This is a genomic window from Wenzhouxiangella indolica (genome assembly GCF_042310355.1).
Classification (GTDB): domain Bacteria; phylum Pseudomonadota; class Gammaproteobacteria; order Xanthomonadales; family Wenzhouxiangellaceae; genus Wenzhouxiangella.
On sequence record NZ_JBHJMR010000001.1, the window covers coordinates 572,940 to 595,927 of the forward strand.

The window sequence follows — 22,988 nt, forward strand, 5'->3', positions numbered from 1 at the left end:
TTGACCCTTTCGGGTGCCATTCATGCCGCTTGCCGTTCCCGCTCTCCTGGAGATCGAGGCCCAGCCCGATACCACGACCTGCGGCCCTACCTGCCTGCATGCCGTCTACCGTCATTTCGGCGACGATATCGGCCTTGAGCAGGTCATCGACGAAATCCAGCGCCTTGACCATGGCGGCACGCTCGATGTGTTTCTGGCCAATCACGCGCTGGCGCGAGGCTACCGGGCGGTCATTCATACCTGGAACCTGGAGGTCTTCGACCCGACCTGGTTCGCCACTCCGAAGGTCGACCTCGCCGAGCGATTGCGGCGCCAGGCGGACTTCAAGCAGCGCGAGAGGCTGTCGACGGCCACCGCCGGCTACCTGGCCTACCTGGCGTCGGGCGGTCGAATCCGGTTCAACGACCTCAACCGGGCGCTCTTGCGGCGTTTGCTGAGCGATGGCCATCCGGTGCTGACCGGTTTGAGCGCGACCTATCTCTATCGCGGCGCGCGCGAATGGGGCCCCGACGATGCCGACGACGACATCCGGGGCGAACCCGTGGGGCATTTCGTGATCCTGGCCGGTTATCGACGCGCGACGCGCGAGCTGATCGTTGCCGACCCGACCAGCCCCAATCCGCAGGGCAGCCAGGTCTATTGTGTACACATCGACCGGGTAATCGGGGCGATCCTGCTGGGGGCCCTGACCTACGATGCGAACCTGCTCGTGATTCGACCATGCAACAGCTGATCGTCGTCAGCCGCAACGAGGACTGGCCGCTGGAAAACGAGGGCGTCGAGCGCGTTCTCGCGCGCGATTACCTGACCCAACCCGACTGGTCGGAGCGGCGGTCGACGCGCGTCTACAATCTCTGTCGCAGCTACGGCTACCAGTCCAACGGCTATTACGTTTCGCTGCTGGCAGCCGCGCGCGGGCACAAGCCGCTGCCCTCGGTGGCGACTCTGCAGGACTTTCGCGCGCCCGACATCGTTCGCATGACCGGCGTGGAGCTGGCGCGCCTGATCGAAACCGGGCTCAGGCCCTTGCAGTCCGACGAGTTCACGCTTTCGATCTACTTCGGTCGCAACCTGGCGCGGCGTTACGACCGGTTGTCGCGGGCGTTGTTCAACCTGTTTCCGGCGCCGTTGTTGCGCGCCCGTTTCAAGCGACTCGCCGAAGGCTGGAGCCTCAGGCGCATCGCGCCGGTTTCGTTCAGCGATATTCCCGAAACGCACCTTGATTTCGTCCGCGAGGCCGCGACCCGCTATTTTTCCGGCCAGCGCCCGCGCACGCCGCGCTCGAAGGTGTCGCGTTTCGATCTGGCGATGCTGGTCAACCCCGGGGAAGCCCATCCGCCGTCGGACGAGAAGGCGCTGACACGCTTCGAACGCGCCGCCGAGACCGTGGGGTTTCATATCGAGCGGCTGGGGCCCGACGAGATCGGTCGTCTGGCCGAGTTCGATGCCCTGTTCATTCGCGAGACGACGGCGGTCAATCATCACACCTACCGCTTCGCGCGCAAGGCCGCGGCCGAGGGCCTGGTGGTGATCGACGACCCGGACTCCATCCTCAAGTGCACGAACAAGGTCTACCTGGCCGAGCTGCTGCAGCGCCACGGCATTGCCGCGCCGCGGACCTTGCTGGTGCATCGCGACAACGCCGGCGAGATCGAGGCGCGGCTGGGCCTGCCGGTCGTGCTCAAGCAGCCCGACAGCGCATTCTCGCTGGGCGTGGTTCGAATCGAGGACCGAGAGACCCTCGACCGGACGGTGCGCGAGATGCTCCGCGGCAGTGAGTTGATCGTGGCGCAGGAATACCTGCCGACCGCCTTCGACTGGCGCGTGGGCGTCATCGACGGTCGGGCGATGTACGTGTGCCGCTACCACATGGCCCGCGGCCATTGGCAGATCTACAACCACGCTGCCACCGGCGTCAGCGAGGACGACGAGGGCATGGCCGACACCCTGTCGGTGGGCGAAGCGCCCGAGGCCGTCGTGCAGACAGCGGTCAAGGCCGCCGGCCTGATCGGCGACGGTCTCTACGGTGTCGACCTCAAGGAGGTCGCCGGCCGCGTGCTGGTCATCGAGATCAACGATAACCCCTCGATCGACGCCGGCTGCGAGGACGCCGTACTGCGCGACGCCCTCTACCGCGAGATCATGGGCGTGATGTTCAATCGCGTCACCCGGCGCAAGCTCGGCCGTCGGTAGTGCGTTGAGTCAAAGGACGATACATGCCGACCATCGAACCGCTAACCCCCCAGCCTTACCTGCGTGCCTTCTCCGGCTACGGCATCGAGCTCGAGTACATGATCGTCGGGCAGGACAGCCTGTCGGTCAGCACCATGGCGGATCGACTGCTGGCGCTCCAGGCCGGCGAGATCGTCAACGAGGTCGACAAGGGCGCGCTGGCATGGTCGAACGAACTCGTGCTCCACGTGATCGAACTCAAGACCAACGGCCCGGCGCCATCCATTGAAAACCTGGGCGAAGCCTTCGGCGAGGCGGTCAGGGATATCAATATCCAGCTCTCGCCCATGGGCGCCATGCTGCTGCCCGGCGCCATGCATCCGCTGTTCGATCCGGAAACCGAAACGCGGCTCTGGCCGCACGGGCAGAACGAGATCTACGCGGCCTACGACCGGATTTTCACCTGCCGCGGCCACGGCTGGTCGAACCTGCAGTCGATGCACATCAATCTGCCGTTTTTCGATAGCGAGGAATTCCGCCGCCTGCACGCCGCCATCCGGATCGCGCTTCCCCTGATTCCGGCGCTGGCGGCGGCCTCACCCCTGGTCGAGGGCGCGTGGTCGGGATGGATGGACACGCGCCTGAAGTTCTACCGCGACAACCAGCGGCGAATTCCCGAGATCGCTGGCCGGATCGTGCCCGAGGCGGTCGAGTCGATAGCCGACTACCACGCGCGGATTCTCGGACCCATGTACCGGGCGATCGAGCCCCACGACCCCGACGGCATCCTGGCCGACGACTGGCTCAATTCACGCGGCGCGATTGCGCGCTTCGAACGCCAGACGATCGAGATCCGGATCATCGATATCCAGGAATGCCCGGCCGCCGACCTGGCGATTGCCGAGGCCGTGGTTGCGCTGGTCTGCCGGCTCTACCAGTCCGACGAGTTGCTGGAACGCGGCCAGGCGCTCTCGACAGCGGCGCTGTCGCAGCAGCTGTTTGCCGCCGCCGAGCGCGGCAGTGCGGTGGATTTCGACTACGCCCCCTGGCTGTCGATCTTCGGTTCCGGTCCGTCCCGGAGCGGGCGGGCGCTGTGGCTCGATCTGCTCGACGGCCTGGATGTGTCGAATGCCGCCGCCGCCAAGCTCTCGACCATGGTCGAGCGCGGAACCCTGGGCGAAGCGCTTCGTCGGCGTCTCGGCGAGCAGCCGGCCCGCACGGCCATTGTTGATTGCTATCGGGAGCTGGCCGAATGCCTGGATCGAAACCGCCTGTTTCAGCCCTGATCACCTGCGAGCATGCCTCCAGGGCGGTGCCCGGGCGCTGGCGTGAGCTGTTTGCCGGCCACGAGTCCGAACTGGCGAGCCACCGCGGCTGGGATGCCGGAACGCCGGAGCTGGGCCGCAAACTCGCCGATCGCCTCCACGCGCCGCTATTGCTCGGGCGCGCGACGCGCCTGCTGATCGACCTCAATCGCTCGGCCGGTCACCCGCGCCGGTACTCGCAGTGGACCAGGAAGCTGCCGAGCGCCGAGCGCGCGCGCATCGAGCGCGACTGGTGGCTGCCGCACTGGCGCGCCTACCGGGACCATCTCGAGTCGCTGCCTGGGCGGGTCGTTCATATTGCCTGCCACAGCTTTACGCCGGTTTTCGAGGGCAAAGAGCGCAGCCTGGATATCGGCTTGCTCTACGACCCGTCGAGGCAAGCCGAGAAACGCTTCTGCAAGGCGTTGCGGCGGGCGATCGAGCAGCGGCGACCGGAGCTCCGGGTTCGGATGAACGCGCCCTACCGCGGCACGGCCAACGGCCTGGGGCAGCAGCACCGGCGCGAATTTCCGGCCGACCGGCTGATCACCGTCGAGCTGGAAGTGGGCCAGCACCTGGTAGAAAGATCGGATTGGCAGGACACGCAGGCGTGCCTGGTATCGGCCGTGGCCGAGGCGCTGTACAACGAGACGCAGGCTACTTGAGCAGGCGCTCCAGGCTGTCGAGCGTGCGATCGAGCGAGTTGCCGACCGGCGCGTAGTGCGGTTTCTCCCGAGCCAGGCTGTCGGCAAAGCTTCGCTCGGCCGCCAGAAGCTCGCGGTTGAGCGTCAGCCCGAAGGGCTCGAGGAAGCTCTCCAGGTCGTCGGCGCGGGCGAGCAGTTCCGCGCGCGTGATCTGGTACGCGTGGTTGACCAGTTCGTTGCGCGAGGAGTAGCTGAAGACGTTGGTGTAGAACATCTTCTCGTCGTTGCGGTTGGGCTCGACCAGCATGATGGCCGATTCGGGATAGCTGGTCTCGTACTTGCGCATGCCGATCTGCATGCGCGACTGAATGAGCGAGCGGAAGGTCTGTGACAGCACGACCGGCAGGCCGCCCTTGATCATGCGATCGCGCGCTCGCAGCAGGTTGGGCGCGTCGCCGTCGGCGTCGTAGGGCACCAGCGGGTTGATGGCGAACAGCAGGTCGGCGCCTTCTTCCAGCGCGGCCGAGGCATGCAGGGTTCGCCGAAGCGCGCCGTCGACGTAGTAATTGCCGCCGATTTCCACCGGCGGATACAGGCCGGGGAGGGCGGCCGAGGCCTGCACGGCCCGCGAAATCGACACCGAGTCGTAACCCGGCTCGCCGAAGCGCACGGCCTGGCCGGATTCAAGCTCCACCGCCACCACGCGCAGGCGAGCGGTCAACTCGCGGAAGTCGTTGGTGCGGCCCGGCTTGTCCAGCACGCGGGCGAGGAAGCGGTCGATGCTGCCGTTGTCGAAGATGCCGTTGGGGATCAGCCGGCTCAGGCCCTCCAGGCTTTCCAGGCTGGTCAGGCGCTGTGGATGGCGAATGGCTTCCGACAGCATCTCGAAGATCACCGAGGGAATGCTGGTGGCGCGATCGAGATACTCGCGCAGGGCCGGACGCAGGAACTGCTCGGGGTGGAAGGCGAACTCGGCATCCGGCGTGCTCATGAACACGCGCGCCATCTGGCTGATGGTGATGCGGTTGGCCAGGTTGGCCGAGAGGATCGCGCCGGAGCTGACCCCGACGTAAATGTCGAGATCGTGCATGTGAACGCCGTCGAGCGCTTCGTCGAGCGCCTGCAGGGCGCCCAGTTCGTAGATGGCGCCGAGCGGCCCGCCGCCGGCAATGGCCAGGGCGATGGTCGGGTGGCGGCTGGTGGCGCGCGGCGCGAGTGCTGGGGTCAACTTGAGCATGCGACCATTATAATGCACCCCATGACGATCCGAATCGGCGAAGCCGCCCCCGACTTTTCCCTGCCCGACCAGGACGGCAGACCATTCACCCTGTCCGAGCGGGCCGGCCGGCGCGTGCTGCTGGTTTTCTATCCCGGCGACGAAACACCGGTGTGTACGCGCCAGCTGTGCGACTACCGCGACGGCATCGAGCAGTTTGCCGAGCTCGACGTCGAGGTGGTCGGTATCAGCCGCGACGACGCCGATTCGCACCGGCAATTCCGCAGCCGCCACGAACTGCCTTTTACGCTGCTCAGCGACCCCGACATGGCCGTGGCCGAGCGCTACGGCTGCAAGGGCCTGCTGGGCATGAAGCGCGGCGTCTTCCTGGTGGACGAGCGCGGCTGCGTGCGGTATGCCCACGTCGAGTCGGTGGCGGTTTTCCGGCGCAGCCGCGACGAGCTCATCGAGGTCATCTCGAAGCTGGAATGAGCGATACGGCCGCCGTTCGTCACCTCCGGCAGCAGGTTGAGCGCAACCTGGCGATCGCCGGTCGAATTCCCGACTCGGGCGCGCTGCGGGACTCGCTCGAGCGGCTCCAGCTCTGGCAGCGCGCCAGGCTCGACGCCACCTACTCGGACCTGGTCGCGCAGCCGCGTTTTGCGCCCGCCTGCGAGTTCTTCCTGGACGAACTCTACGGCGGTCGCGATGTGCACGCCCGCGATCGGCAGCTCAAGCGCGTGCTGCCGGTGATGCGTCGCTTCCTGCCCGAGCATCTGCTCCACGCCACCGGTGAGGCCATGCGCCTGCAGGCGGTGAGCCTGGAGTTCGATTTTGCGCTGGCCGAAATCCTGATTGGGGTCACCGAGATTCGTCAGCCCGATTACGCCCGGGCCTATCGCGAGCACGGCCACTGGGAGCAGCGCCTCGAGCAGATCGCGCTGATTCAAAGCCTGGGCGAACTGCTGGACCATACGGTGCGCCGGACCATGGTGCGGCGGCTGGTGCGCATCATGCGCCGTCCGGCCGAAATGGGCGGCGCGGGACTGCTGCAGAGTTTCCTAGAGCGCGGGCTGGACGCATTCGCGCGAATGAAGGGTGCCGATGAGTTCCTGAATACCATCCACCGGCGCGAGTCCGAGGCGCTCGCGGCGATGCGATCGGGTGAGGACTGGCCGTTCGAGCCGTGGATCGGCCGCGGCCCATTGCCGGACCACGTAGACGGTCAGAAATAGTCTCGCAAGGGGCGGGTCGGGGCATCGGGCGCGGCCTTCAATGCAACGATGCCGTAGGTCCGGCAGAGCGCTTCGTCCGCATCGTTTTCGACGGCGCCGGCCAGTACCAGGCCCAGTCGGTCGAGGCTCTTGCCCAGCTGGGCCAGGGTGGTCGGGTCGAGTTCCGCAAGCCCGACCCTGCAGGCCAGCTGCAGGCGCCGGAAGCGGCCCGCCAGTTCCTCCAGCTCGCCGAGTAGCAAGGCGGCGTCTTCCACCTCCAGGGTATCGACGGGGAGCACGATCAGCCGGTTGTCCAGGCCGGCTTCGTCGGCCGTCGCGGCCGCGCGCTCGCGCAGGATGCCGTGGTAGCGCGCCTCCTCGCCGAGCTGGCGCGCCATGTGGGCCAGGCGTTCGTGGCCGGCGTTCAGCGTCGGGTGCGTGCTCCGCGCGGTCACCAGCAGTGCCTCGTGCGGATCGTGATCAACGGTCAGCTCGATCGCCAGGGGTTCCAGCAGCGCGTCGTTGAGCAACTCGTAGAACTGCGGGGCCTGGACCGGGAAGCCGGTGGGGTCTTCGGTGAATCCGGCAATCGTCTGGCCCGCCAGCGTGTCGGGCCGGCCGCCTCGCTGAGCGATCTGAGGATCGACCTCGGGCAAATGCTCGACGCGGAAGGCGTAATCGGCGATGTGCAGACGGTCGCCCGGTCGCAACTGCGCCGGCTCTGTGAGGCGTTCTTCGTTGACGAAAGTGCCGTTGGTGCTGCCCAGGTCTTCGACGACGATTCGGTCGCCGTCGAGTTCGAGGCGCAGGTGACGACGCGAGATACGGTGCAGGTTGAGGCGCGGATCGCAGTCGGGGCTTCGGCCGATGGTGCAGGGGAAGCGGCTCAGGCGAATGGCGCCGGTTTCCTGCCGCGTCTCGTCGATCGGTTCGAGCACCAGCGAACGGATCATGGCTGCCGTCCCATCCCCATCAAGATGGTTCAGCGATCCATGAGCCCGGGGCCGCCTGCAGACGTCCGCCAGTGCACGAGGCGCAGCGCTTCGTCGAGCAGTATCTCGGGGTCGTCTTCCTCGGCCAGATCGGGGAACTGCACGGCAAAGCGAACGTCGATGGGCACCTCCATGCTCGAAAACCGCATGCGGCTGCCGAGCAGGCGCTGGCGCAGTCGGCGGACGAGAACGCGGGCGCCCTCTCGCCCCGTCGCCATCAGGATGACGCTGAACAGGTCGTCGGCCGTGCGGTGAATGCTGTCTTCATCGCGCAGGACATCGACCAGGATCCGATCCAGATTGCGCATGACCGCGTCGGCCCAGTGACGGCCGAACCGGTTGTTGAGTTGCCAGTAGCCCTGGAACTGCACGTGCAACAGCGACAGGTCGAGCTGCTGTCGTTGATGGAAGCTGATGGTCTGCTGCAGGCGCCGGCAGTAGTTGGTCGGCTCGTCGGGCTGATGGAAGGGGGTATTCGTCTTGCGCACCGGCGCCAGCTGGGGCGGCAGGCCCCTGATGCGCGGCGCCGGTTGCGCGGACTTCGCCCGGTTTCCGCCGCTCAGGGCATGCCTGAGATCGTCCGGACTGAAGGGCTTGGCAATGAAGTCGCTGGCGCCTTCGCTGATGGCCAGCTCGCGTGCGCTTGCTTCGTCGTCACCGGTAACGACCAGAACCGGCAGCTGGCGAAGGCGCTGGTCGGACGACTGGCGAATGCGGCGGATCAGTTCATGACCGTCCATGACCGGCATCATCAGGTCGGTGAAGACCAGGTCGATTTGATCGTCCCCGGCCAGGGTGCGCCAGGCATCGCGTCCGTTCTCGGCCAGCACGACGTCGCAGTGCCCATGCAGGAACTTGCTGCCCGCGTAGCGCATCAGCCTTGAGTCGTCGACAAACAGCACACGCCGATGCCGGTTGGAGTTATCGATTGCCTGCAGCATGGGTTCCTGCCTGCCCTTGTCATGCGGCTCGTTGCCGCTTCCCTACGGGAATCCATTTTGCGTCAAGCGCCGCCGCCGTGCAAGTTGCTCTATCGCGGCGCAATTTCGCGAATGTAGATGCGCTGACTGTTACCGTCGAACAGGCCGAAGGTGGCGCGGGCATTCGGGTTCTCCTCGAACACGTTGTCGTCGTCTTCCAGATCGTCTCGGAGGAACGGCATCGGGTAAGCTGCAGCCGGATCATCAAGTAACAACTCAAGCTGGATCCATCCTGACGAGCCGGGTGCCGAGAACATGAACCGGCCCAGCCCGCCGCTGAGCGTCAGAACGCTGTCGGGGGTAACGTTCGAAATGCCCCCTCCGACGTTGATGGTTTCGTTGCCGCTGGAGCTGACGCCCGTTTCGCTGGTGAGCATGACCTGATCCTGGAGATCGATCACGGTGCAATTGTCGTCTCTGATGCGCCAGGTACTGCCGTCCCAGTACTCGGCACGCCACGGCAGGGCGAGATCGCCGAGTTCCGACCCGATGGCGTTGTCGACCACCAGGCGGCCGAAGTACAGGTCGGTTGAGTCTATGCTTGCCGGTGGGTTGAGTAGCGCAACACCGTCCTGGTCGACTGGTTGGCTCGTGATCTCGTAGGGTTCGAAAGGACCGTCGAAGGAACCCCGATCGATGCTCAACTGGACGACGGCATCACCCGACCCCAGGACCCAGGCGATGCTGCGCCCATCGACGTTCAGGTCGGGACCGCCGGCCTCTTCCAGACCCAGTTGATTGGCGGCGAGAAAGGCGAAATCCGCCTCGTAGTTCAGGGTCGTGCCTCCGCCCAGGTTGCGGGCGATGACCGTGAATCGTGCATCGAACCGTTCGCCGACATACGTGAAATCGCTGCTGCACTCGGTGAGCGCTTCCAGTCCTGCACGGTCGATGATTTCGCCGCCCGAGATCTCGAAATGATGCGGAATGAAACGACCCACATGATCCACCGCACTGCCGACTACCGCTTCGGTGTCGAGGTACGCTCGATTGCCGCCGACTTCGGCCAGTTGGGGCGTGAGCTTGATGATTCCGACCTCGGTCCAGTTGAACTTGCCGCAGGCGGTACCGGGGGCGGCGGGGTTGCCGTCGCAGTCCAGGCCGAACTCGCCGAACGATCCGGTGATATCGGGCTCTTCGCCGCCGGCGGGTGCAACCAGTTCGGTGATCAGGTCAACGCTCTCGGGTTGGTTTTCCCGACCGAAGTTGGGCGTGACGTTGCCGCTTGCATTGAGTGCTTCGACCTCGATCTCGAAATCGACGCCGGAGGCGATGAATGCCTCGTCACCCGGGCCGGTTGCCGCCGGATTTCCGGGAATCGCTAGATCGAATGCTGCCGGACGGGTTGTGAAGTGATCGTTGCCGGTCATCACCAGCCCGGCTTCCTGGTCGGTGCCTTCATAGCGTGCGTTCAATTGCATCCGGCCAACATCCGGGTAGCGGACCTCGATGGGCGACACGCCGTCTATATCGAAACTCAGCGTCTGTAGTGAGCCAGGCGAGCCGTTGGGTATTGCGCTGCCGTTGATGGCGACCTGGGTGGTTCCCGATCCCGGGTTGAGATAGCCGGACCAAAGTTCGACATCCTTTTCCTCGTCTTGGAAACCAGGGACGCACTGTTGTGGATCCGCCGGATCGCCCTTGATGGCGGCCACGGTTCCGGTAACGGAGGTGTCGGCCATGTGGTCGGGGACTTCAATCCTGAAGCCGGCATCAAATATTTCGAGTTCGCAGGTTTCCGCGGTGCCGACAAAACAGCGCGTCGGGTTCGTCGCGGCCGGGTCGGATGCGGCATCCAGGGTCACGGTGCCGGGGGAGGTGACCTGCAGCGTGACATTCGTCTGACCGGTGAAGGTGACCGGATCGGGGCCCCAGTTGCCGGTGGGCGAGAGAAAACCGACTTGGACCTCATCGCTCAAGAGATTCGAACAGTCGCTGTTGGCGCAGGCCTGAACCGTGATCTCCGAGGGCGAACAGGTCAGCCCGCTACCCGGGTGGAGCAGGCGGATATGATCCGGCGCGGCTTGTTCGCAGGGAAAGGTCTTCATCATCTCTTGCTGAATCGCCGGCGCGTCGAGCGCGCCCTGGAAGATGCGAAATTCGTCGATCCGGCCCTGCCAGCGCTCGTTCGTGGCGCCCAGGCCGATATCCAGGCGGTCAATCCCGGCGAGGGTTCCGTTCGCGCCCGGGCCTTCGATGTTCGAGATGCCGACCTCGCTGCCGTCGACATAGACCCGGATCGTCTCACCGGAACGCCAGGTCATCGCGATATGTTGCCACTGGTCCTGAACCATGACGTTGGAAACGGTTTCGACCTGGTGACACTCCTGGTTCGGGTCGCAGTCGTCGGTGAAGACGCTGGCCTTGATGAGGTTCTGGCCGCCGCCGAAGAAGCCGTCTGTGTCGTATCTAAGGCCGAGCCGATTGTCGTTGTTGGTCGGGCTATTGGTAAAGAAGATGCCGCGATTGTTGCCGGCGAGCGAGTCCGTGTTGTAGACCCAGCCCATGACGGTAATTGCGCTCAATCCGTTCAGGTAGTCGCTGGCACTGGCGTCCACGATGCCGCCGTTGTTGCCGTCGAGCTCGCCGTAGCGGCAACTGCCGGGATTGCCGGCGATCGCGGGATCGCTGCCGCTGGTGTCGGCGCCGCCGACACTGGTGGCGTTGCGGTCGTTGCCACTGGTGTCTAGCACTTCTGCGGGGGTGCCGTCCCAGCCCGATTGTTCCATGCGGTATTCGAGCAGGAGTTCAGTAGTGCCCGGGCAGTCGCGCGTCGTGCTCCAGTGCGCCTCGACGCCATCGGCGTCCTGAATGCCACTGTAGATCCGGATCTCGTCGAGTCGACCATCGAGGAAGTTCACCGGAGCGTCGCCAAAGTTCTCTGCTGCGAAGAACAGCCGGGCATTCGTGACCTTGTTGGTATAGTCGACCGTCAGTGTTTGCTCGCTGACGTCTCCGATCTGTCCGCTTGCATCGTAAAGATAGCCTCTGGTCTCGATATCGTTGCTACCGGGCAGTCGCCAAGCGGTCACTGTGAAGAAGTACCAAGTGTCGGTCGAGAGCGACTCGGGGTTGATGGACATCGTCGACGCGCTTCCGTAGCGGTTCCATAGCGTGAAGGTCAGCTGGCCGCCCCCGACGGAAAGGCGGTACTCCTGGCTGTTGCCGCCCTCGCCCTTGTGGAGAATCCGGCCGCCCGTGCTGTCCAGCCTGAACCAGCCGCCGATCGACATGCCGCCGACATCCGCCAGCGGAGAAAGGCCGGGGTTGTGTGGGACGTCGATATAGTGCTGAGCGTCGACGTAAGAGCCATCCGGCCGATTGAAACCCTGGCCCCGGAAACGCCCGGCGTTGCAGACTTTTCCTGGAACCGTCGAAGGCAGAGAGCCGCTACCGCCAGCAGTCCGTGCCGTGCCATTGTTGTTGCCGCTGCTGTCGATGACCTCGCCGTTGGTTCCGCTCCACTCGACCTCGTCCATTCGCCACTCGGCTTCAAGCTCTGCCGGTGGTAATCCGTTTGAGCAAAGGCCGCCGAAGTCGGCGTTTTCAACCGCCTCCGGGTCGTAGCTTACGGAGGTGTTCTGCTTGGTATCGACTTCCTCTTCCGAGGTGACGGCTCCCGTGATATTGACGTTGTTCCCGAGGTCTATGTCGTTCTGTGCATAGAGCAGGCCATTGAGCGCTGCGTTGTTTCCAATTGCGATCTCGTCGTAACTGATAAGCACAAAGTTGGCGGGATCCCCCGGTACATTGATCACGGCATTGTTGCCGATGTCCACCCCGCTCTCGACAAATATCAATACCGGGCCGCCAAGCGTGACCACCACTCCGTTGTCGATATCAAGGTCTTCGAAGTAGTAGGTTCCACCAGGCAGTGTCAGATCATTCTCCCATTCAGCATCCCCATCGTTCGGTTCCGGAAACGGAGGAAGATCCAGTGTGGTCGATGTTTCTTCGGTGATCGGGCCGGGAAAGACATCGGAACAAGCGGGCACCTGCGCCCGGCTTGGCTCGAGCCAGGTTGCGAGCGAGAGGGCAAGAAGGACGCCGACGATGAATCGTTCAAGGAAAGTCGCACTCATGGTGAAATCTCCAGATCCGTAATCTGGCTACTCAGCGAACGGCGCACGAACACGGCGCGGTCGAGGTCGCCCTGTTCCGCGCTGACACTGAGCGTATAGACAGCGTAAGTCTCGCCGCCTTCGCTTACTTCGATCGAGCTGCAGTCAAGGGTGGTGCGGAACTCGAAAACGGTTTGGGTGCCCGTAGGCGGGCAGTTTTCGCTGGCCAGGACTTCCTGGATGCCGTCCTCGAGACGGGCAACAGCCGCATACCAGGCCTGCTCGGCGAGCCCGGCGCGGGCCTGGCTGATGTGCTGGCTGGCCGAGGTCAGGGCGACGACGGCGGCGAAAACGACCACGACGGTGATCAGGAAGATACCGACGAACAGGGCGGCGCCGCGTTGTTGTCTGATCGTGATCATGGCGTGTTCAACACCTGTGCCTGGCCGAGAAGGAACACGGACTCGCCTTCGTCGGCCAGGTCCAGGCGCACCGTCAGAAGGCCGCGTCGGGCGGATGTGCCCGAGTTATAGGTGAATTGGCAGCTGCTGATGCTGTCGGCAACAAGCCGGCCCGTAACATCGTCGGGGTCTCCCGAAAGGCCGTAGCCGGCATGGCGACGCAGTTCACCGTTGGCGCAGATGTAGCTGACCGTTTCGCTGATGACGTGAAAGCGTTGCTGCGGCGAGTGGGTGGCGAAGGCCGGGCCGCTGCCGCCATTGTCATACTCGATGGAGTTGGTGCCGGCGTTGAGGATGGCGGCGATATTCTCGCCCGACCAGGCGTCGAAGCCGGGTTGCCCGGTGTTGTAGATCGACAGGCAGTGCCCTGTGGACGCGCCGCAATCAGTGCCGGGTGAGCGTGTCTCCACGGCTCCCGAATCGATCAGGCCCCCGAGCACGTCGAAGCTGTCCGACGAGCGCGCCGGCACGAAGATGTCATTGTTCCCACCCCCGGGCAGGCGCCGGTAGCGGCCGTGGGTGACGGTCGAAATGAAATCGATCCGGTTTCCGGATACCGCCAGGCTGTTGGGCAGGGCGTTACGCACTTCGCGGGTGATGCGGTTGATGGCCAGGTCGGCGGCGTCGACCAGCATGGCGCGGCGTTCGATGTCGGCGGCGGCCTGGAAGGGCGGCAGGATGAAGACCGTGGCGACCGCCGACAGGATGCCGACGAGCACGATCACCAGGATCAGCTCGATGAGGGTGAAACCGCGCGACTTGGCCCGCATATTGCCCCCGCGTGCGTAGCGAACCGGTTCAAGGGTGCGTCCTGGTGGGCTTTCGCGACCGAGGTGCGCGCAAGCGTATTGGCCGATACGTTGAGCACGCCGACCGAGTGAAAGGCCGCCAGGGCGTGCCATTGGGCCGTTGCAGTAGCTCGTGGGGGCAATATGCGGGCTAGTCATGGACATAGCCGGTCTCCGGTTCCACGATGATGGTCTCGCCGCTGGCCAGCGTGATACTCAGGCCCGTGGCCGTACGGCCCATGCCGTCGAAGACGATTGTGCCACCTGCATCGATTTCGCCATTGCCGCTGAACCCGCCGCCGCGCGTCGGGTGCACGACGGCTGCGGCGCTGCAGCCGCTGCCGCCGGCGCCGGTGTAGTTCAGGCTGTAGCTGCCCGCGGCGGCATCGACAGCGGCCTGCACGTGGCAGCCCGAGCCGATGGCGGTCTTCTGGGCGTAGCGCAGGGCGTTGACGAGTTCCGAAGCGAACGCCTGCCGTTCGAAACCCTGGATATCGATGCGCGGTGCGACAAAGGCGGCCAGTATGCCAACGAGTACGAGAATGATCACAAGCTCGGTCAGGGTGAAGCCTTGCTGGCCCGCGCTGCTCATCTCAGTAGTTGCCTCTCTGGCTTTGGAGCGAGAAGGCAGCGCTACCCGAGGCGTGCGAGACGTTGACCGCAATAACCGCCGGGCCGCTGCCGTTGACTGCGATGCTGACCTGGTAGTTGTCGAGCGATCCAATCGGGGTGCCGAACTGGTTGGTTGGTGCTTCGACCAGGCCGTCGTAGCAGCGAATCGAGGCCCAGTTACCGCGACCGCCGGTGCAATCACCGGCTTCTTCGTCGTGCTTGCGCAACAGGATTTCGTCCATGTAGCCGGTGGCGATGGCCCGGGCCTGGGCCTGGAGCATGGGGTCGGCGCTGCTGGCCGTGGGGGTGACGAAGCTGGTCAGGACGGCGGCGCCGAGGCCGATGATGACCAGGGCGACGACGAATTCGATCAGGGTGAACCCCGAAGTATTCGAGTAGCTTGATGGTCGACGGCATCTCACGTTGAGCGATTGCCCCTGAACGCGTAAGTACTTAGAAATTAGCACATGGCGTGCCACTTCTCGGCAGTTGTGTTCGAGCGAAGCGCTCAAACACCCGAAAATGGCCGATGCTCGGAAGAAAACGACCCCGCCGGTGACGGGGTCTCAAGTTCTCAGCGAGCATTAGTTCGTTCGTAGTGCTTAGTCGGTACCGATCGCCTGGAAAGTCGGATCGACATCAGCCGGGCTTTGCAGCGTGCACGATACGGACTCGTCCTCAGCAACGCCGGCCGCAGTGATGGTGTAGTCAGCCGGAAGGCCACCTTCAAGGGCGCCGGCAACATCCTCACAATCGTTGACGTTGATGTAGTCTCCGTCACCTGCCTTAAAGGCAGCATAGTTGATGGCTGCTGCCGAGCTCAGTGAGCCAGCCACACCTTGAGCGGCGGCATCTTCGGCTTCGTCGGACAGATCAACGAACCGCGGCACGGCCACGGCGGCCAGGATGCCGAGGATCACGATCACGATGACTAGTTCGATCAGGGTGAAACCACCCTGGGACTTGTTGATATTGATGTTCTGCATTGTCTGAATCTCCATTTCGGTTTGGTTGTTCCGACGCGGGCCGCGGCCCTGGTCGAATTGGAAGGTTGTCGTCAGCTTTGTCGAACCGGCCGCAGCCGTTCCGGCATTGCGTCGGGGTGACAACCCACGGATAAGTAGATGCACTTACCGTGCCAACCGGGGAAATTTATTGGAAACAGGGGGTTTGAAGGCCTGTGCGGCTCGATCAGGCGCGTTTTGGGGCCGGGACGTGACGGGATTTGTCAGTTTCTGCGGGCGTGCTACGTCGCTAATTGGCTGCATGGCCCACCAGGCCGTCGATCTGCTGGAGCAGGAGCGTGGCCGAGGCGAGCAGGACGGCCAGGCCGACCAGGGCCAGCAGCACGGCGGTGGCGCGCAGGGCTTTTGGCCGGCCGGCCGAGGACTCCAGGCGGTGCCAGCGATTTCCGACGGCCTCGATCGGCTTCAGTAGGCTGGGGCGCAGGAGAAGTGTGAGCCCGATCAGCAGGTTGCAGGCCTGTGCGATCAGCACAAGCCAGACCATGGCCGAGGCGGCGGAGCCGGTGTGGAGGTATCCGGCCAGTTCCGAACGTCCGATCTGCCACAGGCAAAAAGCGCTGGCGAGCAGCACCAGCAGGCCGAAGATCCGGTGGTGGCGGTAGACGAGTCTTTCGATTCGCCACTGCCGGTCGAGGAGCTGCAGGGCTTCGAGCAGGCCGCCGCTGGAGGTGTTCGCTCTTCCTGGACGGCCCGTGAGCAGGGCGATGGAGGCGGTGAGCAGGGCAATGGCCACGACCAGCAGCACGATCAGGACGGTCGAAACGAGAATCGCGGTCGCGCTCATGCGGTCTTGACCCGGTTCCGGCCGGCGCTCTTGGCGGCGTAAAGCGCTTCGTCCGCCCGCGAGATGGTGCGGTGCACGGCTTCGCCCGGCTGATACTCGGCCACGCCGATCGAAGCCGTGCAGGTAATCGGTCCCGCCGAGGTGCTGAAAGGCGTATCACCGATTTCGCGTCTGAGCCTTTCGGCCGCCAACCCGGCGCCGGACAGCTCGGTGTCCGGCAGGATCAGCAAGAACTCCTCGCCGCCGAAGCGGCCGATATCGGCGACCGTGTCGTCGACCCGCAGCAGTGCGTCGGCGCCGCGCAGGAGGTGGGTCGCGCGTTGCGCCAGCTGGGTCAACACTTCATCGCCGGCCTGGTGGCCGTGTTCGTCGTTGACGATCTTGAAGTGGTCGAGGTCGAGAACGGCCACGCAGAAGGAGGCACCGCTCGAGCGCGACGCCTCGGTCACGGCCTCCAGGCGGCTGATGAGCCGACGCCGGTTGGGCAGACCCGTGAGTTCGTCGTGCTCGGCCAGGTGCCGCAGCCGCTCGCTGAGCTCGCGCAGCTCGCGGTTTCGCCGGCCGAGCTTGCGGCGCATCTCGGCGATATGCGAGCCGAACCAGGCCAGCCAGACCATCAGCGCCGCGAATCCCAGCAGCTCCAGTATCACCACCTGGCTCGAGCTGTCGATGTCGCCGGTGATCAGGTCGCGGACGGTGATGATCGTGTAGCCGGCCACGGCGACCAGCGCGACCAGCATGAACTGGCGGTGGCGCAGTTCGAAGGCGCCGAAGAAGGCGGCCATGATGAACAGCATGAGCAGGATGGTGCGCGCCTCGCCGGCCTTGCTGATGATCCACAGCCCGACCATGATGGCGACCAGGATGTGGGCGAGCGTCATGCTGGGGTCGCGCCAGCGCTGCGACCAGCCGCTGCGGAGCGCGACGTGGAAGAACAGCTGGCTGACCAGGACGATCAGGACCAGCACCCCCATTTCCACGAAGCCCACATCCAGCAGGCCCAGGGCCCAGGCGGCGACGGTGAGAACGGTGGAGACGGCCCAGGCCAGCATGGCCATGCGCAGCCGATACAGACGTACAGCCAGCTTCTGATCGGGGCTGGACTCGGGCTGCGTTTGATCGAGGTTCATTCCTGCGGGCTTGTCCTTGTTTCCGGAGCGTCCAGCGTCTGCCAGCGTTCCGCGTGTAGCGTTTCCAGTTCGACGGCGCGGACGCTGTCGGTGCCGGCATCGAGTACCCCGTTGTCGTTGCGGTCATTGAAGCGCACTCGGATCCGCCAGTATAAATCCACCGGTTCGGGCGGCGTGCCGACCAGGTACTGCGGAAACCGGAGACGATACCCCAGGCGGCCGGTCCGGGTCTCGAAGAACCAGGATCCGGCCGCGATCCGGGGCCCGGCTGACGGGAATTCGCCGAGGTAGTTGCCGGGGCGCTGCTGGAGCAGCTTCATGGGGTTGCTGCCGTCGAGTTCGGCGACAGCGGCCGGGGAGTCGTTCACGATCCGCTCGGCGACGTGCAGGCCCAGGGCGGAGCGAAGGGTTCCCACGGTGGTGGCCACGTGCGCGGCCTCGGCGCTGCCGCGCAGGGGCATCAGCCGCCACCAGGCGGTCAGGAACAACAGGCAGACCAGGGCGATGACGATGACCAGTTCGAGCAGGGTGAAGCCGGACTGATCCCTGGGCGCCGGCCGGGGCTCAGCCCAGCGCCGCACGGCCGACATCCCACATCGGGAGGAATACGCCCAGGGCCAGGATGAGCACGAGGATGGCCAGGAAGACCAGCAGAATGGGCTCGATATAGGCGCTGAGGTTGCGCAGGTCGTAGTCGACCTCGCGCTCGTAGTACTCGGCGGTTTCGGTGAGCATGGCGTCGACGTCGCCGGTTTCCTCGCCGATGCCCAGCATCTGCAGAACAAGCGGCGAGAACAGGCCGGTGGCCGCCGCGGTACGCGACAGCGACTCGCCGCGCTCGACGCCGGTTCGCATGTCGTTGATCGCCTGGCCGATGTATTCGTTCTCCACCGACCGGGCGGTGAGCGTGAGCCCCTGGATCAGCGGTACGCCGGAGCGATAGGTCATGGCGAAGGTGCGCGCGAAGCGCGCCATGGTGCCCTGGAAGAGGATGTTGCCGACCACCGGGAATCGAAGCTTGAGGCGATCCCAGCGGTAGCGACCGTTGTCCGTCCGGATCCAGGCCCGAAAGCCGATCAACCCGCCCCCGATCGCGAGCAGGATGATCCACCACCAGTCGGCGGTGAAGTTGGACGCGCCGATGATGATGCGCGTCGGCAGGGGCAGCTCGGCGTTGAAATTGGCGAAGAAGTCCGCGAAGGTCGGGATCACGAAGGTCATCAGGATGGCCACGGCGATGAACATCGCGGCGATCACCATGGCGGGGTAGCGCAGGGCCTGCTTCAGGCGCGCCTTGAAATCGCGCTCGAGTTCCAGGTAGTCGGTCAACTGCGAGAAGGCCTGCTCGAGGTTGCCGGAGTTCTCGCCGACGCGCACGAGGCTGACGAACATCGGCGGGAAGACTTTGGGGTTCTGCGCCAGTCCGCTGGCAAGGTCGCGGCCGGATTCCAGGGCATCGACCACGTCCTCGATGGCACCGCGAAGCTGCGGATTGCGGGTCGATTCGCTGACGTTGCGCAAGCCGTGGATGATCGGCACCCCCGCCTTGGTCAGCGTGTACATCTGGCGGGTGAACAGGATCAGGTCGTTGATGCTCGGCTTGTCCAGGCCCAGGCGCTGGCCCAGGCCGGGGCGATCGGGACCCTGTTCCGGAGCGGACTCGATCTCGATCGGGGTAATGTCGAGGCGCATCAGCTGCTGCGCGACCGCATCGGTGGAATCGGCTTCCACGCGGCCGTCGACGAGCTGCCCGCGCGCGTTGCGGCCACGCCACTGGAACGCGCTCATTCGGACGCCTCTTCAACCGGGCTGGGCGGATCCATCTTGCTGTCGAGCAGTTCGTCAAGGCCGCCGGCGAGGCGGACCACTTCCTCTAGCGAGGTGATGCCCGCCCGGGCGTAGTCGAGGGCGCAGTCGATCAGCGGGCGGTAGCCCTTGCTTTCGCGCGCCAGGCGCGAGAACGCCGCCGTGTCCATGCGGCGCAGGGCGTCGGTCAGTTCATCGTCCATCTCCAGCAGCTCGTAGACGCCGATGCGCCCGCGATAGCCGGTGTTGGAGCAGTAGGCGCAGCCGCGGCCGGCCTTGAAGCGAATGCCGTCGATGTCCTCGTCGCCGGCGCGCGCCTTCAACCAGGCCAGCTGGCCGCTCTTGGGCTCGACTTCTTCGCCGCAGGAATCGCAGACCCGGCGTACCAGGCGCTGGGCGATGACGCCGTCGAGCGCGGCGGCCACCATGAAGCCCTGGGCGCCCATGTCGACCAGGCGCATGACCGTTGCCGGTGCCGAGTTGGTGTGCAGGGTCGACAGCACCAGGTGCCCGGTCATGGCCGCGCGCAGCCCGATCTCGGCGGTCTCGCGGTCGCGCATCTCGCCGACCATGATGACGTCGGGGTCCTGGCGCAGGGCCGTGCGCAGGACGCGGGCGAAATCCAGCCCGATCTTGTTGTTGACCTGCACCTGGTTGATGCGCGGCAGTCGGTACTCGACCGGATCCTCGACCGTGATGATCTTGCGCCTGGACTGGTTGATATGGTTGAGCGCGGCATACAGGGTCGTGGTCTTGCCCGAGCCGGTCGGCCCGGTCACCAGGACCATGCCCGAGGGCCGGTTGATCAATTGCCGAATGCGCGAATCCATGCCCTTGGGCAGCCCGAGTTTCTCGAGATCGAGCAGGCCGGCGGACTGGTCGAGCAGGCGCATCACCATCGATTCGCCGTACTGAATGGGCATGGTCGACAGGCGCACGTCGATGTTGTGGTCCTTGACGCGCACCGAGAACCGGCCGTCCTGGGGCAGGCGCTTTTCGCTGATGTTGAGCGAGGCCATCAGTTTCAGGCGCGTGACCAGGGCCGAGGCGACGCGGCGGCCCTCGATGATCTGCTCCTGCAGTTCACCATCGACGCGCTGGCGGATGCGCAGCACCGACTCGTCGGGCTCGATGTGGATGTCGGAGGCGCCGATCTGCACGGCGTCTTCGAACATCGACTGCAGCAGCTTGATGACCGGAGCGTCGACCTGTCCTTCGTCGTCTTCGAGCTGCGAGATGTCGTAGTCGCTCTCGGACAGTTCCTCGCCCAGTTCCTCGGCCAGCGAAGAGATTTCCTCGGTGCGGCGGTAGACGATATCGATGGTGCGAAGCAGGTCGGATTCGCGCACCAGGACGATGTTGATCGGCCGCTTGAGCATGCTCCTCAAGGCGTCGAATCCGAAGATATCGGTCGGGTCGGCCATGCCGACGGTCAATTCGTCGTCCTTCTCGGCGAGCACGATGGCGCGGTAGCGGCGGGCGTGCGTTTCCGGCAGCAGCCGCACCGTTTGCGGCTTGAAGTTGTAGTGCTTGAGGTCGATGACCGGAATGTCGAGCTGGCGGCCGAGAAAGTCGAGCAGGTCGTCCTCGGTGACATGACCCAGCTGGACGAGCACGCGGCCGAGCTTGTGTCCGGAACGCTTCTGTTCGCGCAAGGCGTCCTCGAGCTGGCGCTCGGAGATGATCTTGTGCTTGACCAGCAGATCGCCGAGACGGATCTTCTGGCGCGGCTTGCGGACGTTGCTCATTGCGGCTCTCCGATCAGGGGTTCCAGCGCGTCGAGGCGCTGGCGCGCGAAGCTTGCGGCCCGGGCATCGTCGCCTTCGGTGGCGCGATTGTAGGCGTTGGCGGCTTGCGCGGGCCGGTCCAGGGACTCCAGTGAGGCGCCCAGGCCGATCCAGACCGCGGCGCGATGCGGCAGCACCTCGGACAGGCGCCGGTAGTGCTCGGCGGCGGCCTCGTGGTCACCCGTCTGTCGGAGCGCGGCGGCGAGCAGCAGGTGATGCTCGGGTGCTTCGGCCATATCCGGAGCGTGCTCGGCCAGGATCGACCTGGCGCGGGCGCTTTCGCCGCGCTCGAGCAGCAGGCGGCCGAGCAGGGCGGCCAGTCGATCGGGCCCGGCCGCTTGCGCCAGGCCGGCTTCGAGCGCCTCGGCGGCCTGCTGCGGGCGCTCGCGTTCCATCAGGGCCCGGGCGAGCAGTTCGTGCCCCTCGGTGAGATCCGGCCGCTGCCGGATGACTTGCCGCAGGCGCGACTCGGCGCGATGGACCTGGCCGCGGGCGAGCAGGCGCTTGGCGTCGGCCAGCGGGTCGGATGCCTCGGCGTCGTCGTCTTCGACCGATCGCCGAATGGATATGGTGGCGTCCTGGCCCTGCGTTTCAGCGGGTTCGGCTTCGGAATCGGAGCCGCGCTGTTCGGCCGCGGCGGGCCCGGGATTCGAAACCGTGTCGCTGGTCGGCGCCGGTACCGGGCGAGCCTCGGCCTTGGGCTGGTCCGCCGCGTCAGGCGCCACCGGTGCCGGGCGGGGACTGGTGATCTCGGGCCGGTCGCCGGCGTCGGCGCGCTCCGGCTGCCGCGCGGCTTGCGGCTGCGGCATTTCAACATCGGCCGGCGCGGCGATGGAGCGCGGCTCCGGCTTCGCTTCGGCCTGGGCGACCAGCGGTCGGGGCTCGCCGGAGCGCCCGGGCGGATCGGGGCTGTCCAGGCTCAGGTGCAAAATCGCGCCGGTGGCCACGGCGGCCAGCAGCCAGAGCGGCCAGCGGGTCGGGCGGTGCCTGCTGCGGCCGGCGCGGTCGCGTGCCGGCATCGGGCTGCCCCGGCCCGGCGCTGCCTGGCGACGCTCGAGGTCCTTGAGGACGTCGTTGATCAGGCTCATCCGCCGCCTCCGCGAAGCATTTCCAGGGCGAGAAACGCGCCGAAGGCGACCAGGCTGAACGCGGCCACGCGGGCGGCCGGCTGCAGGCGGGGCCACCACAGCAGGCGCGCGGTGTCTTCGGTGTCGGCCATCGCCCGCCCGACATCCCGCGCGTCGGCCGCCGGCGCGCCACGGCCCCAGGCCGACATCAGGGCCTTGTCGGCGAGGATGTTGACCAGCCGGGGGACGCCGCTGCTGGCGCGGGCAATGCGCCGGATGGCCGTGGCGGTGAACAGCCCGGCGTGTCCGCCGGCGCGTTCGAGGCGGTGGGCGATGTACTCGTCCACGCCGCGACGGTCGAGCGGCTCGAGCCGGCAGGAGTAGGTGATGCGCTGTCGAAGCTGCCTGAACTGCGGCATGGCCAGGCGCCGGTCGAGCTCGGGCTGGCCGAACAGTACCACCTGCAGAAGCTTGCGCTGTTCGGTCTCGAGGTTGGTCAGCAGGCGCACGGTCTCGAGCGTGCTCGCCGGCAGCGCCTGGGCCTCGTCGATCAACAGCACCGGGCGTTGCCCGCGCGCGGCCATGGCGGTCAGTTCTTCCTGCAGCAGTTCGTGAACCTGCTGCTGGCTCGGCCGGCCGGGCAGGGGGATGCCCAGGTCGCGGGCCAGCGCCGAACGCAGGGTGCCGGGAGCGAGATGCGGGTCGGGCATCCAGGCGGTCACGAACGGCGCATCGAGATCCTCGAGCAGGGCGCGGCAGAGCAGTGTCTTGCCCAGGCCGACTTCACCGACCACCTTGATGAAGCCCTCGCCCTGGTCGAGCGCGACGCGCAGGGTGGTGAGCGCGTCGGCCTGCGACGGTTCCGGGTAGCGAAACGCCAGGTGCGGCGTCAGCCGGAACGGTCGCTGGTCGAGTCCAAAGTGCTCGCAATACATCATGGCGCAA

General features: G+C 65.7%; 22 protein-coding genes. 6 read left to right on the top strand and 16 right to left on the bottom strand.

The features are described 5' to 3' along the window. The first annotated feature begins 22 nt into the window (after nt 1-22). Genes ACDC67_RS02725 through ACDC67_RS02740 form a run of 4 tightly spaced genes read left to right on the top strand, consistent with a single transcriptional unit; the run spans nt 23 to nt 4,141 of the window. Nucleotides 23-733 (top strand): cysteine peptidase family C39 domain-containing protein, encoded by a 711-nt coding sequence (locus tag ACDC67_RS02725; protein WP_376690370.1) that lies wholly within the window; start codon nt 23-25, stop codon nt 731-733. Then, nucleotides 721-2,193, top strand: a complete 1,473-nt coding sequence (locus tag ACDC67_RS02730) for a RimK family protein (protein WP_376690372.1) — start codon at nt 721-723, stop codon at nt 2,191-2,193. The genes ACDC67_RS02725 and ACDC67_RS02730 overlap by 13 nt, the downstream gene beginning before the upstream one ends. A 23-nt stretch (nt 2,194-2,216) precedes the next feature. Then, the gene (locus tag ACDC67_RS02735) at nt 2,217-3,458 is read left to right on the top strand and encodes a carboxylate-amine ligase (protein WP_376690373.1); all 1,242 of its coding nucleotides are present in this window, start codon (nt 2,217-2,219) and stop codon (nt 3,456-3,458) included. Further along, a complete protein-coding gene (locus ACDC67_RS02740) occupies nt 3,425-4,141 on the top strand; it encodes an N-formylglutamate amidohydrolase (RefSeq protein WP_376690375.1) in 717 nt (238 codons plus the stop codon). Before ACDC67_RS02735 ends, ACDC67_RS02740 begins: the two co-directional genes overlap by 34 nt. Here ACDC67_RS02740 and ACDC67_RS02745 read toward each other — a convergent pair. Continuing rightward, entirely contained in the window at nt 4,134-5,357 is a 1,224-nt protein-coding gene (locus tag ACDC67_RS02745; protein ID WP_376690377.1) for a patatin-like phospholipase family protein, read from the bottom strand. The genes ACDC67_RS02740 and ACDC67_RS02745 overlap by 8 nt on opposite strands. Nucleotides 5,358-5,378: 21 nt before the next feature. Between ACDC67_RS02745 and ACDC67_RS02750 the strand changes: the two genes are divergently transcribed. Together ACDC67_RS02750 and ACDC67_RS02755 are read left to right on the top strand one after the other, a co-directional pair. After that, nucleotides 5,379-5,828 (top strand): peroxiredoxin, encoded by a 450-nt coding sequence (locus tag ACDC67_RS02750; RefSeq protein WP_376690379.1) that lies wholly within the window; start codon nt 5,379-5,381, stop codon nt 5,826-5,828. After that, on the top strand, nt 5,825-6,571 hold the full coding sequence (locus ACDC67_RS02755) for an FFLEELY motif protein (RefSeq protein WP_376690380.1): 747 nt from the start codon (nt 5,825-5,827) through the stop codon (nt 6,569-6,571). Before ACDC67_RS02750 ends, ACDC67_RS02755 begins: the two co-directional genes overlap by 4 nt. Here the strand turns inward: ACDC67_RS02755 and ACDC67_RS02760 are convergent. The 15 genes from ACDC67_RS02760 to ACDC67_RS02830 all read right to left on the bottom strand — a co-directional run bounded on the left by ACDC67_RS02760 (nt 6,562) and on the right by ACDC67_RS02830 (nt 22,981). Beyond that, nucleotides 6,562-7,503: an FHA domain-containing protein gene (locus ACDC67_RS02760; protein ID WP_376690382.1), complete on the bottom strand. Its 942-nt coding sequence runs from the start codon at nt 7,501-7,503 to the stop codon at nt 6,562-6,564. The two genes, ACDC67_RS02755 and ACDC67_RS02760, sit on opposite strands and share 10 nt — an antisense overlap. A 29-nt stretch (nt 7,504-7,532) precedes the next feature. Beyond that, entirely contained in the window at nt 7,533-8,483 is a 951-nt protein-coding gene (locus ACDC67_RS02765; RefSeq protein WP_376690384.1) for a GGDEF domain-containing response regulator, read from the bottom strand. An 89-nt stretch (nt 8,484-8,572) separates the two neighbouring features. Next, nucleotides 8,573-12,604 (bottom strand): DUF6701 domain-containing protein, encoded by a 4,032-nt coding sequence (locus ACDC67_RS02770; protein WP_376690386.1) that lies wholly within the window; start codon nt 12,602-12,604, stop codon nt 8,573-8,575. Then, nucleotides 12,601-13,005: a hypothetical protein gene (locus ACDC67_RS02775; protein WP_376690388.1), complete on the bottom strand. Its 405-nt coding sequence runs from the start codon at nt 13,003-13,005 to the stop codon at nt 12,601-12,603. Before ACDC67_RS02775 ends, ACDC67_RS02770 begins: the two co-directional genes overlap by 4 nt. Beyond that, nucleotides 13,002-13,814: a type II secretion system protein gene (locus ACDC67_RS02780; RefSeq protein WP_376690389.1), complete on the bottom strand. Its 813-nt coding sequence runs from the start codon at nt 13,812-13,814 to the stop codon at nt 13,002-13,004. Before ACDC67_RS02780 ends, ACDC67_RS02775 begins: the two co-directional genes overlap by 4 nt. Nucleotides 13,815-13,983: 169 nt before the next feature. Next, on the bottom strand, nt 13,984-14,424 hold the full coding sequence (locus tag ACDC67_RS02785; protein WP_376690391.1) for a GspH/FimT family pseudopilin: 441 nt from the start codon (nt 14,422-14,424) through the stop codon (nt 13,984-13,986). A 1-nt stretch (nt 14,425) separates the two neighbouring features. Continuing rightward, on the bottom strand, nt 14,426-14,866 hold the full coding sequence (locus ACDC67_RS02790) for a type II secretion system protein (RefSeq protein WP_376690392.1): 441 nt from the start codon (nt 14,864-14,866) through the stop codon (nt 14,426-14,428). 180 nt (nt 14,867-15,046) lie between these two features. Then, nucleotides 15,047-15,430 carry a type II secretion system protein gene (locus ACDC67_RS02795; protein WP_376690393.1) on the bottom strand — a complete coding sequence of 128 codons (384 nt, stop codon included), beginning with the start codon at nt 15,428-15,430 and terminating at the stop codon, nt 15,047-15,049. Nucleotides 15,431-15,698: 268 nt separating this feature from the next. After that, on the bottom strand, nt 15,699-16,253 hold the full coding sequence (locus ACDC67_RS02800; RefSeq protein ID WP_376690395.1) for a hypothetical protein: 555 nt from the start codon (nt 16,251-16,253) through the stop codon (nt 15,699-15,701). Further along, nucleotides 16,250-17,383, bottom strand: coding sequence for a GGDEF domain-containing protein (locus tag ACDC67_RS02805; RefSeq protein ID WP_376690397.1), 1,134 nt, complete (start codon nt 17,381-17,383; stop codon nt 16,250-16,252). Before ACDC67_RS02805 ends, ACDC67_RS02800 begins: the two co-directional genes overlap by 4 nt. Then, nucleotides 17,380-17,964 (bottom strand): type II secretion system protein, encoded by a 585-nt coding sequence (locus ACDC67_RS02810; protein ID WP_376690399.1) that lies wholly within the window; start codon nt 17,962-17,964, stop codon nt 17,380-17,382. Before ACDC67_RS02810 ends, ACDC67_RS02805 begins: the two co-directional genes overlap by 4 nt. Next, entirely contained in the window at nt 17,948-19,171 is a 1,224-nt protein-coding gene (locus tag ACDC67_RS02815; protein ID WP_376690400.1) for a type II secretion system F family protein, read from the bottom strand. The genes ACDC67_RS02810 and ACDC67_RS02815 overlap by 17 nt, the downstream gene beginning before the upstream one ends. Further along, nucleotides 19,168-20,937 (bottom strand): GspE/PulE family protein, encoded by a 1,770-nt coding sequence (locus tag ACDC67_RS02820; RefSeq protein WP_376690402.1) that lies wholly within the window; start codon nt 20,935-20,937, stop codon nt 19,168-19,170. The genes ACDC67_RS02815 and ACDC67_RS02820 overlap by 4 nt, the downstream gene beginning before the upstream one ends. Beyond that, entirely contained in the window at nt 20,934-22,064 is a 1,131-nt protein-coding gene (locus ACDC67_RS02825) for a tetratricopeptide repeat protein (RefSeq protein ID WP_376690403.1), read from the bottom strand. The genes ACDC67_RS02820 and ACDC67_RS02825 overlap by 4 nt, the downstream gene beginning before the upstream one ends. Further along, entirely contained in the window at nt 22,061-22,981 is a 921-nt protein-coding gene (locus tag ACDC67_RS02830; protein ID WP_376690405.1) for an ExeA family protein, read from the bottom strand. Before ACDC67_RS02830 ends, ACDC67_RS02825 begins: the two co-directional genes overlap by 4 nt. Nucleotides 22,982-22,988: the final 7 nt, after the last annotated feature.

Coding starts and splice junctions, on each gene's coding strand:
- ACDC67_RS02725 (WP_376690370.1), top strand. CDS start 23: ATGCCGCTTGCCGTTCCCGCTCTCCTGGAGATCGAGGCCCAGCCCGAT.
- ACDC67_RS02730 (WP_376690372.1), top strand. CDS start 721: ATGCAACAGCTGATCGTCGTCAGCCGCAACGAGGACTGGCCGCTGGAA.
- ACDC67_RS02735 (WP_376690373.1), top strand. CDS start 2,217: ATGCCGACCATCGAACCGCTAACCCCCCAGCCTTACCTGCGTGCCTTC.
- ACDC67_RS02740 (WP_376690375.1), top strand. CDS start 3,425: ATGCCTGGATCGAAACCGCCTGTTTCAGCCCTGATCACCTGCGAGCAT.
- ACDC67_RS02745 (WP_376690377.1), bottom strand. CDS start 5,357: ATGCTCAAGTTGACCCCAGCACTCGCGCCGCGCGCCACCAGCCGCCAC.
- ACDC67_RS02750 (WP_376690379.1), top strand. CDS start 5,379: ATGACGATCCGAATCGGCGAAGCCGCCCCCGACTTTTCCCTGCCCGAC.
- ACDC67_RS02755 (WP_376690380.1), top strand. CDS start 5,825: ATGAGCGATACGGCCGCCGTTCGTCACCTCCGGCAGCAGGTTGAGCGC.
- ACDC67_RS02760 (WP_376690382.1), bottom strand. CDS start 7,503: ATGATCCGTTCGCTGGTGCTCGAACCGATCGACGAGACGCGGCAGGAA.
- ACDC67_RS02765 (WP_376690384.1), bottom strand. CDS start 8,483: ATGCTGCAGGCAATCGATAACTCCAACCGGCATCGGCGTGTGCTGTTT.
- ACDC67_RS02770 (WP_376690386.1), bottom strand. CDS start 12,604: ATGAGTGCGACTTTCCTTGAACGATTCATCGTCGGCGTCCTTCTTGCC.
- ACDC67_RS02775 (WP_376690388.1), bottom strand. CDS start 13,005: ATGATCACGATCAGACAACAACGCGGCGCCGCCCTGTTCGTCGGTATC.
- ACDC67_RS02780 (WP_376690389.1), bottom strand. CDS start 13,814: ATGCGGGCCAAGTCGCGCGGTTTCACCCTCATCGAGCTGATCCTGGTG.
- ACDC67_RS02785 (WP_376690391.1), bottom strand. CDS start 14,424: ATGAGCAGCGCGGGCCAGCAAGGCTTCACCCTGACCGAGCTTGTGATC.
- ACDC67_RS02795 (WP_376690393.1), bottom strand. CDS start 15,430: ATGCAGAACATCAATATCAACAAGTCCCAGGGTGGTTTCACCCTGATC.
- ACDC67_RS02800 (WP_376690395.1), bottom strand. CDS start 16,253: ATGAGCGCGACCGCGATTCTCGTTTCGACCGTCCTGATCGTGCTGCTG.
- ACDC67_RS02805 (WP_376690397.1), bottom strand. CDS start 17,383: ATGAACCTCGATCAAACGCAGCCCGAGTCCAGCCCCGATCAGAAGCTG.
- ACDC67_RS02815 (WP_376690400.1), bottom strand. CDS start 19,171: ATGAGCGCGTTCCAGTGGCGTGGCCGCAACGCGCGCGGGCAGCTCGTC.
- ACDC67_RS02820 (WP_376690402.1), bottom strand. CDS start 20,937: ATGAGCAACGTCCGCAAGCCGCGCCAGAAGATCCGTCTCGGCGATCTG.
- ACDC67_RS02825 (WP_376690403.1), bottom strand. CDS start 22,064: ATGAGCCTGATCAACGACGTCCTCAAGGACCTCGAGCGTCGCCAGGCA.
- ACDC67_RS02830 (WP_376690405.1), bottom strand. CDS start 22,981: ATGATGTATTGCGAGCACTTTGGACTCGACCAGCGACCGTTCCGGCTG.